Origin of the sequence: Limosilactobacillus reuteri, from assembly GCF_013694365.1 — a bacterium.
GTDB lineage: Bacteria > Bacillota > Bacilli > Lactobacillales > Lactobacillaceae > Limosilactobacillus > Limosilactobacillus reuteri_E.
On the sequence record NZ_CP059275.1, the window covers coordinates 1,291,112 to 1,308,497 of the forward strand.

18 protein-coding genes, 2 pseudogenes and 1 other annotated feature are annotated in these 17,386 nt (G+C 40.7%); all 20 genes and pseudogenes read left to right on the forward strand.

What is annotated here, in order from left to right:
- Window positions 1-87: 87 nt before the first annotated feature.
- Window positions 88-495, forward strand: a complete 408-nt coding sequence (locus HHK02_RS07660; protein ID WP_003669993.1) for a hypothetical protein — start codon at window positions 88-90, stop codon at window positions 493-495.
- Window positions 496-954 carry a hypothetical protein gene (locus HHK02_RS07665; RefSeq protein WP_078009649.1) on the forward strand — a complete coding sequence of 153 codons (459 nt, stop codon included), beginning with the start codon at window positions 496-498 and terminating at the stop codon, window positions 952-954.
- Window positions 955-1,665 carry a lantibiotic ABC transporter permease gene (locus HHK02_RS07670; RefSeq protein ID WP_152712141.1) on the forward strand — a complete coding sequence of 237 codons (711 nt, stop codon included), beginning with the start codon at window positions 955-957 and terminating at the stop codon, window positions 1,663-1,665.
- The gene (locus tag HHK02_RS07675; RefSeq protein ID WP_152712143.1) at window positions 1,666-2,547 is read left to right on the forward strand and encodes an XRE family transcriptional regulator; all 882 of its coding nucleotides are present in this window, start codon (window positions 1,666-1,668) and stop codon (window positions 2,545-2,547) included.
- Window positions 2,548-3,717, forward strand: coding sequence for an MFS transporter (locus tag HHK02_RS07680; protein WP_003670002.1), 1,170 nt, complete (start codon window positions 2,548-2,550; stop codon window positions 3,715-3,717).
- Window positions 3,718-5,130: a PTS galactitol transporter subunit IIC gene (locus HHK02_RS07685; protein WP_003670003.1), complete on the forward strand. Its 1,413-nt coding sequence runs from the start codon at window positions 3,718-3,720 to the stop codon at window positions 5,128-5,130.
- On the forward strand, window positions 5,131-5,322 hold the full coding sequence (locus tag HHK02_RS13120) for a hypothetical protein (RefSeq protein WP_225429515.1): 192 nt from the start codon (window positions 5,131-5,133) through the stop codon (window positions 5,320-5,322).
- Window positions 5,323-5,370: 48 nt separating this feature from the next.
- Window positions 5,371-5,847: a zinc-binding dehydrogenase gene (locus HHK02_RS07690; protein ID WP_414601690.1), complete on the forward strand. Its 477-nt coding sequence runs from the start codon at window positions 5,371-5,373 to the stop codon at window positions 5,845-5,847.
- A complete protein-coding gene (locus HHK02_RS07695) occupies window positions 5,848-6,705 on the forward strand; it encodes a hypothetical protein (protein WP_003670006.1) in 858 nt (285 codons plus the stop codon).
- A complete protein-coding gene (locus HHK02_RS07700) occupies window positions 6,706-7,119 on the forward strand; it encodes a helix-turn-helix domain-containing protein (protein ID WP_003664887.1) in 414 nt (137 codons plus the stop codon).
- Window positions 7,120-8,100 (forward strand): alpha/beta hydrolase, encoded by a 981-nt coding sequence (locus tag HHK02_RS07705; RefSeq protein ID WP_003670008.1) that lies wholly within the window; start codon window positions 7,120-7,122, stop codon window positions 8,098-8,100.
- Window positions 8,101-8,457: a DUF1304 domain-containing protein gene (locus HHK02_RS07710; protein ID WP_003670010.1), complete on the forward strand. Its 357-nt coding sequence runs from the start codon at window positions 8,101-8,103 to the stop codon at window positions 8,455-8,457.
- Entirely contained in the window at window positions 8,458-10,419 is a 1,962-nt protein-coding gene (locus tag HHK02_RS07715) for a cation:proton antiporter (protein WP_003670011.1), read from the forward strand.
- Between the two features lie 174 nt (window positions 10,420-10,593).
- The gene (locus HHK02_RS07720; protein ID WP_003669070.1) at window positions 10,594-10,935 is read left to right on the forward strand and encodes a DUF4870 domain-containing protein; all 342 of its coding nucleotides are present in this window, start codon (window positions 10,594-10,596) and stop codon (window positions 10,933-10,935) included.
- Window positions 10,936-11,589 carry an energy-coupling factor transporter transmembrane component T family protein gene (locus HHK02_RS07725; protein WP_181462253.1) on the forward strand — a complete coding sequence of 218 codons (654 nt, stop codon included), beginning with the start codon at window positions 10,936-10,938 and terminating at the stop codon, window positions 11,587-11,589. It abuts the gene before it with no gap.
- A complete protein-coding gene (locus HHK02_RS07730) occupies window positions 11,590-12,963 on the forward strand; it encodes an ATP-binding cassette domain-containing protein (RefSeq protein WP_181462254.1) in 1,374 nt (457 codons plus the stop codon). It begins immediately after the preceding gene.
- Window positions 12,964-13,524, forward strand: a complete 561-nt coding sequence (locus HHK02_RS07735; RefSeq protein WP_085650543.1) for an ECF transporter S component — start codon at window positions 12,964-12,966, stop codon at window positions 13,522-13,524.
- Window positions 13,525-14,310: a sulfite exporter TauE/SafE family protein gene (locus HHK02_RS07740; RefSeq protein WP_181462255.1), complete on the forward strand. Its 786-nt coding sequence runs from the start codon at window positions 13,525-13,527 to the stop codon at window positions 14,308-14,310.
- Window positions 14,311-14,817, forward strand: a pseudogene (locus HHK02_RS07745) (SDR family oxidoreductase); the annotation flags it as partial. It lies immediately after the preceding gene.
- Window positions 14,818-14,919, forward strand: a pseudogene (locus HHK02_RS07750) (SDR family NAD(P)-dependent oxidoreductase); the annotation flags it as partial.
- 152 nt (window positions 14,920-15,071) lie between these two features.
- Window positions 15,072-16,939 (forward strand) — a sequence feature (most likely nonfunctional fraction of RNA operon).
- Window positions 16,940-17,386 lie beyond the last annotated feature (447 nt).

Below are 17,386 nucleotides of genomic sequence, written 5' to 3' on the forward strand. Positions count from 1 at the left end.
CCGAACGATAATCAGCCCGTGCCGTGCTAATCACCGTTCTATCCTTAGCCCACCGCCTTGTCGAGAAGGTTAATTCCCACTTACTTTATGAAGAATAATGAAAAAGTTGTTATTGTAACATCAGTAGCAGCAGTAATTGCATTAGTCCTTGATGCTTTTATGTTTGTTCAGCATGGTCACTCGCTGACATCATCATCTGTATGGCCGCGGCTGCTCCTCTTTATCGTTTTAGCAATCATTGTTAACGGATTATCGTTTTTAAAGATGCGCTTTTGTGGATATGCAACGATTTTAGTAAATCTTTATTTTGCAATCGCTAGTTTAGCCGCATTTCAAATGGTAAGTCCACGAGAAAGTGCATACGGATTATTTATTCAAGCACTAAGTATTGTTGGGATTTTAGTAGGAGCTGCTGGTGTTTATTATGGTGCAAAACAGCGTGCAGACTATACAAAAGCTAAAATTGAAAAAATGAAGGAGCAAATGAAAAAATGAATGAAGATGTCAGTAGCTGATTATTTGTCACAGTTGACGAGCGATCAGGTTGTGACAGAAGAAGTTGAAAAAACTGCTGCCCAATCACAGCAAAAAACAGTATTAACAACTGCAATTAATTTTATGATTGAACAGCTTGATACGGGACACCTTGGTCAATATAAGATGAATATTAAAATGAAAAAAGGTGATCCAGTTAGCTTTCGCTTAGAAACCAACCTAATCAACATACCGATGGATGAGGCAGAGCGATTAGATGTTAAATTATTGGATAAAGAGATCGAGTACCCTGTTAATCTTTATTTAGTAATGGAGAGTGAAGATATTAATAAAACGGGATTGCGGATCGATGAATTAGCAAATGAAACCGATCAAAGTGGAAAGACAACTGATTTGATTACTAAAGCTCAAGAATGGGTAGCCGAACACCTTGCAGATATAATGGAAGCAAGAGCATAAATGAGCATCATAGCAATTCAACTAAAACAAGTTTTGCGCAATCGTTGTTTCTTTCTTTTTACTATTCTACTGCCAGGTATTTGGTATGTGTTTATGATTCAAGTTGCTAGTACATCCCTCCCCGCCACTGGCAACTTCCAGCTCGCTTTACTTTTGCTTGCTCTCTTGATGGGAATACTCGATAATTCGATCGTTACTTTCAGCAAACGGATTTGTATTAATAAGGACTTCTATATTCTTCAATCGCACATTAGCCATTATTCTCTGTGGAACTATTTATTTTCGCAATTAATTACCCAAGTCATCATCAATTTGTTCATCACCATCGTAATTATGATTCTTGCTATTTTCCTTCATACTATCGAGTTCAACTTCATTACTATCACTAGTATTCTGTTAACCAATATCATCGGAATATATCTAAGCGTGATCGGGTTTGCAATTGGGCTTTCCTTTGACGCACCAACTATCGATGCCGCTGGAACCTCAATCCTATTTATAATCGCAACTTTTATTATTCCTTGGAAACACCTCTTACCAGCTAATTCTTTTATTGATTTCTTTACTAATGTTCAAAAGCTATTTCCAACTTATTATCTTTACGCCGACCTTGACCATCTATCGGTTAGTCATCTTGGACTACTATTTGTAACTGCGATTATTACTCTGCTACCTTGGCTTAGCTTTATCTATCGAAAATTAATCAACTAAATGCCGTATTCTTTTCCGCATCAACTGCTCAAATTGCGGACTGAAAAACAATTATCACAAGCTGAACTAGCTACGCGTCTATTCGTTCCCCGCCAGGCCGTCTCTAAATGGGAAAATGGGGATGCTGAACCAAGTATCGATAAGCTAATTTTGCTTGCCAAAGTTTTTAATGTTTCATTAGACCGCCTTATCTTGGGAACAAACGACTTTAATCAACCAGTGGTAAAACTTAATAATATTGTTAAAACTTTTAACTCACCAGTTCTCAACAGCCTTGATTTAACTATTCACAATAATGAACGCATTGCCCTTCTTGGTAGCAATGGCGCTGGTAAAACAACTTTAGTAAAAATAATTGAAGGTGCTTTGAAACCCAACAAAGGTACTGTTAAATGGTATTTTAGTAAAAATGATTCTTTAAATATCATGTCTCAAGAAAATATTTTAATTCCAACCCTAAAAGTTAAAGAGCAGATTATCTTGACAGCCGCCATAACTAAGGTCGGTTCAAAGCAACGAATCAATTATCTTCTTGATCAATTCAAATTATCATCCCAGCAAAATACAATTATTGCGAAATTATCAGGTGGACAAAAACGTCGCCTTTCGCTCTTGCTTAGTGTCCTCCGTCAGTCCAAGCTTCTGATCCTAGACGAGCCAACTGTTGGGATGGATTTAGAATCAATTGACTATTTTTGGCATTTTATTGAAAAGGTTTCGGGAAGTATTTTAGTTATTACTCATGATTTCAATCAAATTGATAAATTCTTTTCCCGTGTTCTGCTCCTTAAAGATGGCCAAATCTCTCAAGACATCCCTGTTAAGGAAATCCACCAACATAATCAGACAATCGAACAATGGTATCGTCAACACAATCGTTAGATGAAATATCGTTTACAAGCTATTATTTTTGTCTTCGTTGCCTTTATGCTCGGGTGTAACGAATATATGATTGTCGGCGTTTTACCTGATATAGCTCACGAATATCATGATTCGCTTGGTAAGTTAGGCCTACTTGTAACTGTATTTGCCTTGGTTTATGCTATTTTCACTCCGATTATTACTTCAATGGCAAATCGGTGGCGACGACATCATGTTTTATTAGTTCTCATGGTCATCTTCTTTATCGGCAATACGTGGACAGCAATGGCGCCAAACTTTATTTCAATGTTGCTTTCGCGGATCCTAACTGCTAGTGTTGCCGGTGCGATTATCTCAATGGTCCTCGTAATGGCGAGCTATGTTGCGCCGCGTGAAAAAAGAGCAAGCCTGGTTTCATGGGTTTTTGCTGGATTTAGTATCGCGTCAGTTATCGGCATTCCAATCGGGACCGTTATCAGCACTACCCTTACTTGGCATGACAGTTTTTGGATGATTTCTGGAATTACGATCATTGTTTTTGTCGCCTTGATTTGGCTCGTCCCACGTGATACGCCTCAATTTAAGAGCACCCTTAGTAAACAGTTTGTGTTATTTAAGGATTCACGAATTATTCTTGGTGTTAGTTTCATTGTTGCTATTTGTGCGGCCGACTACACAATTTATACCTATATTCGTCCTTTAATCACTAACGAAATGGGCTTTGATAACATATGGTTGAATTGGCTCCTATTCGGAATGGGAATCTTCTTTATTATTGGTAATAAATTTGGTGGATACTTGGCTGACCGTGGCGGAATTCATCGTCTCAGTGGAATCTACGCGGCAATGACAATCTTATTTCTCATCTTTGGTCCCGTCTTACCATTCAAGTGGGGTGCCATTATTATTGTGGCTGTCTTATGTATTGCCTTTTCATGCTATGGTTCTTCCACCCAATTAATGTTCCTTGATATTGCCGAAAAACAATATCCTCAATCACTTGACTTAGCTTCATCCTTAAACTCAATTTTTGCTAATATTGGTATTTCACTAGGCTCTTTTACTGCCTCTCAGGCTGTCACCTTCACTGCCATGAAAAACCTCGGTTACGTTGGCGCAGTCTATGGGCTTATTGCAACAATACTAGTCATAGTCCTGAGTAAAAAATATACGGGAATGCGCAATTATTAAATGCTTCAAGAAATTAATGCTATTTTTCAAACTTTTGGCGCGAGTGTAGTTGTCCCAATAATAATTTTTATCATTGCTTTATTACTACGAGTGCAGCCTAAGACAGCAATGATGAGTGCTTTCTATGCTGGTGTCGGTTTAACTGGTTTTACCTGGATTATCACAGAATTTACGCCAGTGGTGACTAAGATTGTCCGCCAAATGGTTGATAATACGGGGATTAAACTACCAGTGGTTGATATCGGCTGGCAAGCAGGGTCATTAGCAGCGTTTGGATCAACGGTTGGTTTATCGTTTTTTGTTTTTGGATTACTAACTGAATTAATTTTATTTGCGCTTGGCGTTACCAAAGTATTTCTGCCTTCTAATATTTGGAATAATTTTGGGTATATGATTTGGGGCACGCTAGCTTTTTATGTAACTCATAATTATTGGCTATCATTAGGGCTGGAATTTTTTATGCTCCTGTACTCACTAGTCTTAGCGGAAATTCAAGCAGATCGGTGGGCAGACTATTATGGAATTGAGAATACCACCGTCGACTCCTTACATAATATCGAGCAAGTGGTTCCAGCGATTATTTTAGATCCGTTATGGAATTTACTGGGATTTAACAAAGTGAAAATGACTCCTAAAGATTTTCAGAAAAAACTAGGTGTCTTTGGGGAACCAATTACAATGGGAATTATCCTGGGATTAATAATTGGGATCTTGGGTAATTTATCTTCACTGGGGAAAATAAGCGCTTGGGGACAGATTACTAAATTTGCGATTCAATTAGCTGCCGTTATGGCGATCTTTCCCCTTGTTACAAACGTATTCGCAAAGGCATTTATTCCCATCGCGAATGAAATTGATGAGCAGCAGAAAAAACGACATGGCGAAAATAAAAATAGCCGTTATGATAAAAAGCGGTGGTTCCTAGCTGTTGATGATGGCGTTGGCTATGGAGAATCAGCCACTTTAATTTCAGGAATCATTTTAATCCCGATTATGGTTTTAATTGCTTTTATTCTTCCTGGCAATAAGACCCTTCCGGTAGTTGATTTAATTGCAATTCCGTACATGATTGAATCAATTGTCGCGGTGACTCGTGGAAATATCTTAAAAGTAATTGCGACGGGAATTGTGTGGTTTAGTTTAGGCTTATATGCGGCCAGTTGGCTCAGTCCGGTCTATACTGCAGCAGTGGCCCACTATGGCGTTGCAATTCCAACCGGGGTAGTCCTGGTAACAAGCTTTAACTTAGTAGCACGACCATTGAATGCATTGGTTTTTGCTGCCTTTATATCAGAAAGTCCCGTTTGGATTTCACTAGCAGTTATCATTTACCTTGTGATGTTGTTCGGATTACGGAAATATCGTTCGCAAATTTGGCACTACCTTAATAAGATGGCTATGAAGAATGCCTAGATGAAAGCATTAGTAGTTGAAAAAGCGTCAGCTCGTTCATTGCAAGATTTGAATTTTGCGGAAGTCTCGGTTCCTACGCCAGCTGAACATAAAGTTCTAATCAAGGTGCATGCTGCTGGGCTTAATCCGGTCGACTATAAAATTGTTGAAGGCGGCGTTAGTGCTTGGCAGTATCGCTATCCAACTTGCTAAGTGCTTGGCAGTATCGCTATCCAACTTGCTAAACTTCATGGTTGTAAGGTGTTTACAACTGTTTCATCTAGTAAATATGACTATGTAAAGCAGCTTGCTCCAGATACAATCATCAACTATCAAACTGAAGATGTGGATAAAAAGTTAGCCGATCTCACCGATGGGCTTGGCATTGATTTGATCATTGATACGGTAGGTAAAAAAGAAGCAGAACTTGATTTGTGGCGGTTAGCCTATAATGGACGCTTAGTAACGATTGTTGACGTTCCTTCACTTGATAATGTTCCAATGTTTGATCGCGGTCTAGGGATAGATGTCGTTAATCTTGGTGGGGCGCATCTCAGTGGCAACCCATATCAGCAAGCTGATTTGGGCCGAATGAATGCGGAAATGTTAAAATTAATAGCTAATGGGGATGTAAAGCCTTTGATTGAGAAGGTGATTCCGTTTGATCAAATTATTGAGGGTTTAACAGCGATTAAAAATCATGAAGTAGTCGGAAAATTAGTGGCTAAAATTGATTAAATGAATCCTAAAAAATTAAAACAGCTAAAAAAGCGGGTAAAAAAAGCTCATCAAATTGTTAATGAGCCTTCATATATTCAAGAACTAAATACTTACCGCGACCTATTCGATGACTTTCCTCCTGTAAAATACCTCATTAATAATGTTTTAGAAAGTGATCGATTACTCAAAAACGGCTTATTGCCACAACCTCTACCAAAATTATTATTGCCGGATAACATTCAAGATGCCATTTTCAAAAAGGTTAATGAACAGTTCCCACAAGGTGATCCACGTGGCGATAAACTTTGGAATAAATATAGTGAGGCGTTGCCAAAATTAGATAAGGCGTTGCGCAACTATCGTGATTATCTCGAGGAAACATACGGAATGTGGTCATACGTCAATGCACCTTTTGCCAATGCACTTTCTGATTATTTAGGTGGGGCACCGACATTAGAGATTATGGCCGGTAATGGTTATATTTCTAAGGGATTACGCAATAACAATGCCACCCAAAAGATTTATACTACCGATAGTCAGGCATGGATAAAAGAAAATGAAACGGGCAAACACCCTGTCACTAAGATTGAGAAGTTGGACGCTCTAGAAGCGATCAAAAAGTATGGTGACGAGGTCGAATATGTCATTATGTCATGGGCTCCCGACAAGGGTGAAATTGACTGGGAGGTCCTGCAACTTCTTCGTTCAACATTCCCTGAAGTCAAATTATTAGTTATTGGCGAAAAAGATGGCGCAACTAACTCTAAGAAATTCTGGCAAGAAGCCCAATTGAGTCAAGACGATGAGTTACAGAAAGTTAATGCTAACTTGCACTCGTTTGACTTGATTGATGAACAGATTTATCTAGCGAAATAAATGTTTCCAGAACGCCTACGAGCACTTCGCAAAGGACAAAAGATAACCTTAAAGGAGCTTGCTACCCATCTCAATGAAAACCTTGGCCCCAATGAAAAACCAAACACTGCTTCACAAATCGGTAACTGGGAACGCGGTATTCGGACCCCGTCATACGTTGAAGCACGAAAACTAGCCGAATTCTTTGATGTCAGTCTGGACTATCTTACCGGAAAAACTGATCGTGATGATTTTGACTTAGCAAAATTATTTTTCTCTAGTAAGAACCTGTCGTTTAATCAAACTGTACTTTCAAGTGATGATCGATATGAAATTTTTCAACTAATCGATGGTTACTTAAAGGGACGACATAATCGCCGGGATACGGACACCTTCTATGGTAAGCAAGAGCAACTAGATTTAAAACTTAAATAAATGGGGTTAATTATTTTGGAAACAAAGACAAAAAAGAAACGGCGGCATCCTTGGCGATGGCTCATTGGAATTGTAGTTGTAATCGCTGTGGCAATCTTTGCCGCTAGTAGCTATTTTTTCTCGGTGGCAATGGTACCGGGGCATAAGGATTTTATTAATAATTCAACTAAAATTTCACGAAATGATCCATTGTATGAGCAGAAAATGTGGTTTAAGCATGCCAAAAAAGAAAAATGGACAATGAAATCGGCTAGTGGAAATTATAAACTAGTTGCTGATTACATCCCTGCTGCTAAACCGACAACTAAAAATGTGGTAATTGCCCATGGATTTATGGGTAACAAAGAGAAGATGGGCGAATATGCCGCGCTTTTCCATCAGATGGGGTATAATGTTCTAATGCCAGATGCGCGTGCTCATGGTCAAAGCCAAGGGAAATACATTGGTTATGGATGGCCAGAGCGTTACGATATTCGCAAATGGATTAATAAACTTATTCGGCATAATGGGGAAGATAGCCAAGTAGTCTTATTTGGTGTTAGCATGGGTGGTGCGACAACAATGATGACTAGTGGCATTAACCTTCCGTCACAAGTAAAAGCATTTGTCGAAGATTGTGGATATACGAGTCTTAATGATGAATTGAATTATGAAGCCGGTAATTTATATGGGATTCCGAAGTTTTTACGGGTGCCATTAATAAGTACGATGAGTTTAATTAATCGGGTGAAGAATGGTTTTTACATTCATGAAGCTAGCTCCTTAAATATGCTGCATCATAATCATCGTCCAATGCTATTTATCCATGGAGCAAAAGATAATTTTGTTCCAACTGAAATGGTTTATCGCAATTACCGTGCAACAGAGGGAAGTAAAGAATTGTGGGTAGTGCCAGGAGCAGCGCACGCGAAGTCATATGCGACCCATCCTAGCGAATATCGGCGCCATTTGACAAAATTTTTAGATCACTATATTAAATAGATGCTTGCAATTATTGTTACGATGTTTGTTGCAATCGAACATTTAGGTATTATGGCCTTAGAAATCTTTGGTAACCCGGCACAGCAAGCCAAGGCGTTTGACTTACCGCTTAAGTTTACGCAACAGCATGAAGCACGGGTTTCATTTGCTAACCAGGGGATTTATAACGGCGCCTTAGGAGCAGCTATCATCGCCAGTTACTGGTTATTTAGTGGGGCAACCTTAGTATTAGTATGGCGAATGCTCTTGGTTTTTGTGATGGTTGTTGCATTATTTGGTGCACTTACTGCAACCAAAAAAATTATTCTAATTCAATTTTTACCAGCATTGATTGCTTTTTTACTTACATTTCTTTAAATGGAAATGATTTTAGGCATTGTTCTTCTATTGACTGCTGTTGTTGCAGCTAATGTTGTTCATCTTGTTTACCCTAAGATTCCACTATCCATCTATCAAATTATTGCAGGAATTCTTTTAGCATCCCTGCCTACTGAGGCCACTAACTTTACCATGCATCCAGAATTATTCATGATGGTGATCATTGCTCCTTTAATGTTTAATGACGGGCAGAACCAATCATTCCGTTATCTTTCAAGCAATATCAAATCGATCCTATCAATGACTGTTGGATTAGCACTTGTAACGGTTTTGATTACTGGTAGTTTTTTACACTGGCTTCAACCAGGAACGTTCTCCTTAGCACTCGCCTTTATGTTGGCTGCGATTGTTACGCCGACTGATGCGGTCGCTGTAAAGTCAATTACTACTAATATGAAAGTACCGAAAAACGTTAATGGTGCTCTGGAATATGAATCCCTCTTTAATGATGCATCGGGAATTGTGCTTTTAGATTTGGCGCTGGAAACCTACCGTTCTGGACAATTTTCGCTTGGTCATGGAATCTGGATCTTTGTTTATGTTTTCTTTGGCGGAATTATCTTCGGAGCAGTGTTAGGGAGTCTGTTAATTAGTCTCCGTACTAGTTTGATGCGAAAACATGTTGATATTGGCTCCATCGTTATTCCGATCAACGTAATGACTCCCATCGTTGTTTACTGGTTAGCTGAAGAACTACACCTTTCAGGAATCCTAGCCGTCGTTGCAGCGGGAGTTGTTCATAGTATCCTCTATGATCGAATGCGGCTTACATCTACTAAAGTGCAAATGTCTACTACCACTATTTGGAACATCATTAGCGATGCGTTAAACGGGTTAGTATTTGTTCTTTTAGGGGTGATGCTTCCGCCGGTACTTGGAAGGACTTCTTGGCAAAATCTGGGTGCAATCGTTGCCTTAGCCTTTGCTATCTATATTATTACAACCCTTTTAAGATTCTTATGGGTCCGGTTTAAGCTCGTCAACATTCAATCGACTAACCTCAACCGTGATAGTCTCTTAATGGCGTTAGGAGGAATTCACGGAACAATCACTCTGGCATTGGCTTTCTCGCTGCCAGTTCTGATTAACAACCATCAATTTGCGTTCCGTAATTCAATGATCTTGATTGCCGCAATTGTTATTTTGATTAGTATTGCTGTTGGCGCAATTGGGTATCCAATTATTTTACCGCCTAAATCTAAGAGTTATTCGAAGAGTGAATTTCAAAAAGAACTTATTAAAACAGTTCAATATGCTATTAATGAGCTACGGACTTCAGAAAAATATTCCCCAGAAAAAGCCGTTGTTATTGACCAATTGAGTAGTCAAATGACGCAATACCACGAATTTAATCGTAATGTTTATAGTCAATTAATGGGTAAAGCTCATCAAATTGAATTAGCTACCTTAGACCGACTTAACGAAGAAGGCCGAATCTCTGACAAGGAGGCCAAATTCCTCGTTAATTTTGTTACGCGGTCGATTTTCCGCGTAAATAAACACAGCTTTCTTGAATTATGGATCATCTTATGGCACCGGTTAAAATGGCGTTTTATTCGCTACCGCCATCTCAAAAAAGGATCCCGCTATAATGTGGGACCAAAATATCAATTAACCAAGGAACAGCGCGCTGAAACAGCTGAGATCCTAGAAATAATTAATCGTGAAATCGATAAATACCTTCATTTGATTGAAACTCCACAAAACGCGAATGAAGTTGCCATGGTACGACGGACGTACTTCCAACGAAAACGATTCTTCCTCCACGATATTTCGATGGATACCGACCTCATTACTTCTTTATTTATTGAGGCATTTCAGCTTGAACATAGTTATGTTCAAATGCAACTTGCCGATGACCAATTTTCACAAGAATTAGCAAACGCATTAAACGAACAGATCTCAACTGATGAATTGGTTTATACTCAATCATTAGACTAATTTTTTCAACAGCCTCTTTATTTATACGAACATTGTTAAGATATCGTGGAACTAGCTTCGCGTCGTAACCACAAGGCTCGAGGCTAAGTCCGAACGATAATCAGCCCGTGCCGTGCTAATCACCGTTCTATCCTTAGCCCACCGCCTTGTCGAGGAGGTTAATTCCCACTTACTGTGAACGATAATAATTTAACGGACCGGATCGTTAATGCTTTATCCTATTTAAGCATCTTATTTTTACCAGTTATCTTTCCACTAATCGTGTGGATAATTGCCAAAAGCAGTGATCGACCAACTATTGCTAAAAACGCTCGCTATGCATTTTGGAGTCAAATTTTCCCATTGTTATATGTAATAGGCGCAATTTTAGTCTTTAGTGTCTTTTCATTAAACCCCGCTAACTTCCACGGGGGCGCATTGTTTGGAATTCTCCTAACATTTGCTCTTTTATTAGCCCTTTTGTTATTTATTTATAATATTGCCATGGCCGTGAAAATGCTGATTGGCCGTGAGTAAATGAATCCTAGTTTAAAATTATTACTTGTTATTTTGCTTTCACTTGAGCTGACTTTTGTAACTAAGCTGTGGATTAACCTGATTGTCATTGTAATGTGTTTGCTAATCCTTATTCATCAGCGATTTCACTGGCGACAATTTTGCTGGTTGGCTTTTGTCCCCCTCTTTCCGGCACTAGCTATTTTTATTACAATTGTCTTCTTCAGTCCTAGTCACAGTTTTTTTGATGGAACTGCTCTTTTTAGTCGACTTTACGTTTATGTCTGCCTTGGAACGGCCTTTACATTTACAACCGATACCTTAACGCTTGCTCGCTCATTAGAACAAAATTGTCACCTTCCTAGCAAATACGCTTATGGGGTGCTCGCCGCTCTTAATCTGATTCCGAAAATGAAACAAGCCGTTACAACTATTTATACGGCCGGACAAATGCGGGGTGTTAATTTACATTGGTGGTCACCAACGCTCTACTTCAAAGCGATTCTGGTTGCTATTCAATGGTCGGATCAATTAGCACAAGCCATGGAATCACGCGGTTTCGTAGAAGGACAAGCACGAACAGCTACCGTAAATATCCCGATTACCAGCCACGATTGGCTTTCTTTTTTAAGTATTATTTGCCTTGTACAGATAATTGTAATTGCGTTCCCTTGAATGCGATTTAATGATCTTTCATTTAATTTTGATCAGCAACCAATCCTTAAAAATATCACCGCTGAATTTACGGCCGGAAAGATTCACTTACTTACCGGGGTTTCGGGGAGCGGTAAATCCACCATTCTCAAGTTAATCGCTGGTCTCCTGCCTAAATATGGTGGTGAAATAGTTGCGGGAGCAGTCGATGTACCAACAGATGCCCAAATTGGGATGGTATTTCAAGATCCGTTAATGCAATTTGCCCTTGATACGCCACGCCACGAATTAGAATTCACCCTAGAAAATTGCCAAGTACCAACCGACAAAATCCCAGAACGTGTTAAAAAAGCTTTACGATTTGGTAAAGTTGATGATCTTGCTAATCGATTAATCACCACTCTTTCTGGTGGGCAACAGCAGCGCGTGGCTTTAGCAGCTGCTACGGCAATACAACCAAACGTGCTTTTATTAGACGAACCCTTTGCCAATATTGATGAAGAAAACCGCCAACTTATCCTTAAACAATTAGTCCGCCTCAGCAGTGACTATCACACAACAATTATCATTACTGACCACGATTTGCATGGTTACGAGCAACTACATCCACTGGTTTGGCAATTAACTAAGGGACACCTTGCCCAGCTTTCCAGTAAAAATAGAAACCAACTTTTGACAGCGAGCGCTACTCCTCAAATTACCACTGTCCTTCCCCTGTCAACATTGCCCGCGATTATCAAATTTGATGAATTAGCAATAAAACGAGATAATCATTCCTTACTTTTACCAACCAATTTAGGCATTGTTAAAAATAAAATAACTTTATTAACGGGACCAAATGGGATTGGTAAATCTACCCTTCTAAAGGCAATTGCCCGGCTTTTGAAATATGAAGGAAAAATTGACTATGAGGGGGAAAACATTCAAAAAATATCACCTGGGAAATATTACAAGCATCTGGGACTAATTTTTCAACATGCAAACGATCAATTCCTAAATGTAACTGTTGGCGAAGAACTGGCATTAGGCTTTAAAACTTGCCAGAACCCCTATTTTAATCAACAACAAGTCAACGAAGCATTAGCAGCTCTTGGTCTGAACGGAAGAGAAGATCAAGTTGTTTATTCTTTGAGTGGTGGTCAAAAGAAAAAGCTGCAAATCCTGCTGATGTTAATGCGCGGACAAGAAACCTTATTGCTTGACGAACCATTTACTGGTTTAGATCCAACATCTTTAAAGACTGTCCTGCAACTAATCAAAGCATCCCAAAAAGAAAAGCCACAAACTTTGTTGATTGTTAGTCATCAATTAAGCGGACTTGATGGTTTCATTGATTATCATCTTACAATGAATCATCAACGTCTTAATTATGTTGGAGGGAGTTATGAATCCTAGATGACTAAACGTTCATTACATTTGCGTGACATTATTTTGCTTGCCCTAATTGGAATTATTTTTGGTGTAATTTATTTTGCAGCCGGCTTTGTCTATAACGGGCTAACTGTTCTACTGACACCAATTGGTTATGGTCCAATGGCTAACGATTTAACAATGGGAATCTGGTGTATGGCTGGACCGCTTGCCGGCTTTTTGCTTCGGACACCGGGAGTGGCTTTCCTTGGTGAGTTTTTGGGAGCCGCCGTTGAAATGCTTCTCGGCGATCAGTGGGGAGCAGCCAACCTAATTTCTGGAGCAGTTCAAGGTATCGGGTCTGAGTTAGGTTTTACTTTTACGCTTTATAAAATGTATAACTGGTTGACCTTGCTCATCTCATCCCTCACCCTTACATTTGTTACCTTTGGCTGGGATTGGTTCCGCAATGGTTATAATCACTTCAGCGGACAAATGCTAATCATTATGCTTATTGCACGCTTCATTTCAATGTTTGTCTTCTCTGGAATTCTGGTTAAATTGATTTCTAACCTTCTCCAACGAGCCCACTTAATTAAACACTAAATGAGTGGAGTAGTTTTTGTTTTATTATTACTGGGAATTGGAATTCTTTCGGGGATTATTAGTGCAGCCGCTGGTTTAGCATCACTAGTCTCCTATCCTTCACTGCTTGCATTGGGGTTACCGCCAGTGATGGCAAACGTAACGAGTGCTTTTTCGACAGTCACTGGTAACTATAGTTCGGTCTTTTCATCGTTTAAGGAATTAGAGCATAATCGGCGACAATTATGGATTATTTTGCCATTGGTATTTGCTGGTTCCATTATTGGGGCTTTTTTGCTATTTGCTGTCCCCAGTAAGTGGTTTGCGGAACTGGTGCCATTATGCATTGCGTTAGCCGGAATTATCTTGTTGTTTCCCCATCATCCGAAGCAAAGTACAGGGACGATGGCAGGAAACAGTAAATTATTTGGTAAATCACGGATCGGCCAATTTTTATCAATCATTGGTATTTTTATTGTTGGGATTTATTCCGGCTTCTTTAATGCAGGTGCCGGAGTGTTAATGCTAACCTTGCTGACAGTGATCAATCGGCAAAAGAACTTTGCAGTTAATAATGCGCTAAAAAATGTTGCGATGACTGTTACAAATACAACATCCTGGATAGTGTTCGCCCTTGAGACGACAATTTATTGGAATTATGTTATTCCGTTGATGATTGGAAATGTAATCGGGGGCTACTTAGGACCGATTATTGTTCGCCACCTGCCTGGCCGTCTTATGCAAATAATTGTCGGGATTGGATCATTGATTTTGGCAATTTCATTGGTAATTCGGAATTTAATGTGAGTGGTTAACAACGCGGTAATTGCCGAATACGCCGATGTTGAAAAGACACCTGCTGAAATTTGGGATAAAACAATTGCTGTTAACCTCACTGGTACAATGTGGGGCACTAAGCTTGGTATTGAAGCAATGAAGAACAACGGGGAAAAGAATTTGATCATCAATATGTCATCCATTGAAGGACTAATTGGGGATCCTGATCTCTTTGCCTACAATGCTTCTAAGGGTGGTGTCCGCCTCTTAACTAAATCCGCTGCGCTTGATTGTGCCCGAAAAGGCTATGACATCCGCGTAAATACAATTCATCCTGGTTATATCTCAACTCCACTAGTTGATAATTTGGTCAAGGATGATCCAAAAGCAGAAGGACACCTAGAAAGCCTTCATCCCCTTGGCCGTCTTGGAAAGCCAGAAGAGATTGCTAACCTCGCTTTATACCTTGCCTCAGATGAATCAAGCTTTAGTACTGGTTTGGAATTTGTCGCTGATGGTGGCTATACGGCTCAATAAATGGGTCGTTTAGATAATAAAGTTGCAATTGTTACTGGTGGTTCTAAAGGAATTGGAGCTGCTGTCGCAAAAAAGTTTATTGAAGAAGGCGCAAAGGTTGTTTAAATTTTATCCATAAATTTGCGAGAATCCCCCACTTCTATAAGTAGGGGATGAATCGCTCTCTTAAAGCACGTTAGTGCTTTTTCTTTTGTTCTATGATATATTTAGTATATATCTATAAAATGTGGTGATAACAATAGAATTAGATAGAAATCTATGAGAGTTTGATCCTGGCTCAGGATGAACGCCGGCGGTGTGCCTAATACATGCAAGTCGTACGCACTGGCCCAACTGATTGATGGTGCTTGCACCGGATTGACGATGGATCACCAGTGAGTGGCGGACGGGTGAGTAACACGTAGGTAACCTGCCCCGGAGCGGGGGATAACATTTGGAAACAGATGCTAATACCGCATAACAACAAAAGTCGCATGGCTTTTGTTTGAAAGATGGCTTTGGCTATCACTCTGGGATGGACCTGCGGTGCATTAGCTAGTTGGTAAGGTAACGGCTTACCAAGGCGATGATGCATAGCCGAGTTGAGAGACTGATCGGCCACAATGGAACTGAGACACGGTCCATACTCCTACGGGAGGCAGCAGTAGGGAATCTTCCACAATGGGCGCAAGCCTGATGGAGCAACACCGCGTGAGTGAAGAAGGGTTTCGGCTCGTAAAGCTCTGTTGTTGGAGAAGAACGTGCGTGAGAGTAACTGTTCATGCAGTGACGGTATCCAACCAGAAAGTCACGGCTAACTACGTGCCAGCAGCCGCGGTAATACGTAGGTGGCAAGCGTTATCCGGATTTATTGGGCGTAAAGCGAGCGCAGGCGGTTGCTTAGGTCTGATGTGAAAGCCTTCGGCTTAACCGAAGAAGTGCATCGGAAACCGGGCGACTTGAGTGCAGAAGAGGACAGTGGAACTCCATGTGTAGCGGTGGAATGCGTAGATATATGGAAGAACACCAGTGGCGAAGGCGGCTGTCTGGTCTGCAACTGACGCTGAGGCTCGAAAGCATGGGTAGCGAACAGGATTAGATACCCTGGTAGTCCATGCCGTAAACGATGAGTGCTAGGTGTTGGAGGGTTTCCGCCCTTCAGTGCCGGAGCTAACGCATTAAGCACTCCGCCTGGGGAGTACGACCGCAAGGTTGAAACTCAAAGGAATTGACGGGGGCCCGCACAAGCGGTGGAGCATGTGGTTTAATTCGAAGCTACGCGAAGAACCTTACCAGGTCTTGACATCTTGCGCTAACCTTAGAGATAAGGCGTTCCCTTCGGGGACGCAATGACAGGTGGTGCATGGTCGTCGTCAGCTCGTGTCGTGAGATGTTGGGTTAAGTCCCGCAACGAGCGCAACCCTTGTTACTAGTTGCCAGCATTAAGTTGGGCACTCTAGTGAGACTGCCGGTGACAAACCGGAGGAAGGTGGGGACGACGTCAGATCATCATGCCCCTTATGACCTGGGCTACACACGTGCTACAATGGACGGTACAACGAGTCGCAAGCTCGCGAGAGTAAGCTAATCTCTTAAAGCCGTTCTCAGTTCGGACTGTAGGCTGCAACTCGCCTACACGAAGTCGGAATCGCTAGTAATCGCGGATCAGCATGCCGCGGTGAATACGTTCCCGGGCCTTGTACACACCGCCCGTCACACCATGGGAGTTTGTAACGCCCAAAGTCGGTGGCCTAACCTTTATGGAGGGAGCCGCCTAAGGCGGGACAGATGACTGGGGTGAAGTCGTAACAAGGTAGCCGTAGGAGAACCTGCGGCTGGATCACCTCCTTTGGCCGATCAGTCTCTCAACTCGGCTATGCATCATCGCCTTGGTAAGCCGTTACCTTACCAACTAGCTAATGCACCGCAGGTCCATCCCAGAGTGATAGCCAAAGCCATCTTTCAAACAAAAGCCATGTGGCTTTTGTTGTTATGCGGTATTAGCATCTGTTTCCAAATGTTATCCCCCGCTCCGGGGCAGGTTACCTACGTGTTACTCACCCGTCCGCCACTCACTGGTAATCCATCGTCAATCAGGTGCAAGCACCATCAATCAGTTGGGCCAGTGCGTACGACTTGCATGTATTAGGCACACCGCCGGCGTTCATCCTGAGCCAGGATCAAACTCTCATATAAAATATATAAGAACTTGAATAGCTCTCAATTATCTTTGTTATTAAGCGAATTGACTTCGCAAATGTTTTGCTTCAAATCACATCGTGATTGAAGACCCTACACATTTGATTCGTCGAAACTTTGTTCAGTTTTCAAAGGTCTACCTGTCGGCTAATTAAGTAGCCAATCAACATCTACATTATATCATGTATCAGATTAACTTGTCAAGAAGAAATTTTAAATTATTTTTCAATTTCTTTTGATCGATAACTCAATCAGCAACTCTATTAATATATCATGTTGCCAAGTCGATGTCAACAATTATTTTAACTTTTTTATTAAACCATCTCAATAGCACTTAGCTGTTTTGACAACGATAACTACTATACATGGATTTCATTCTTTCGTCAACACC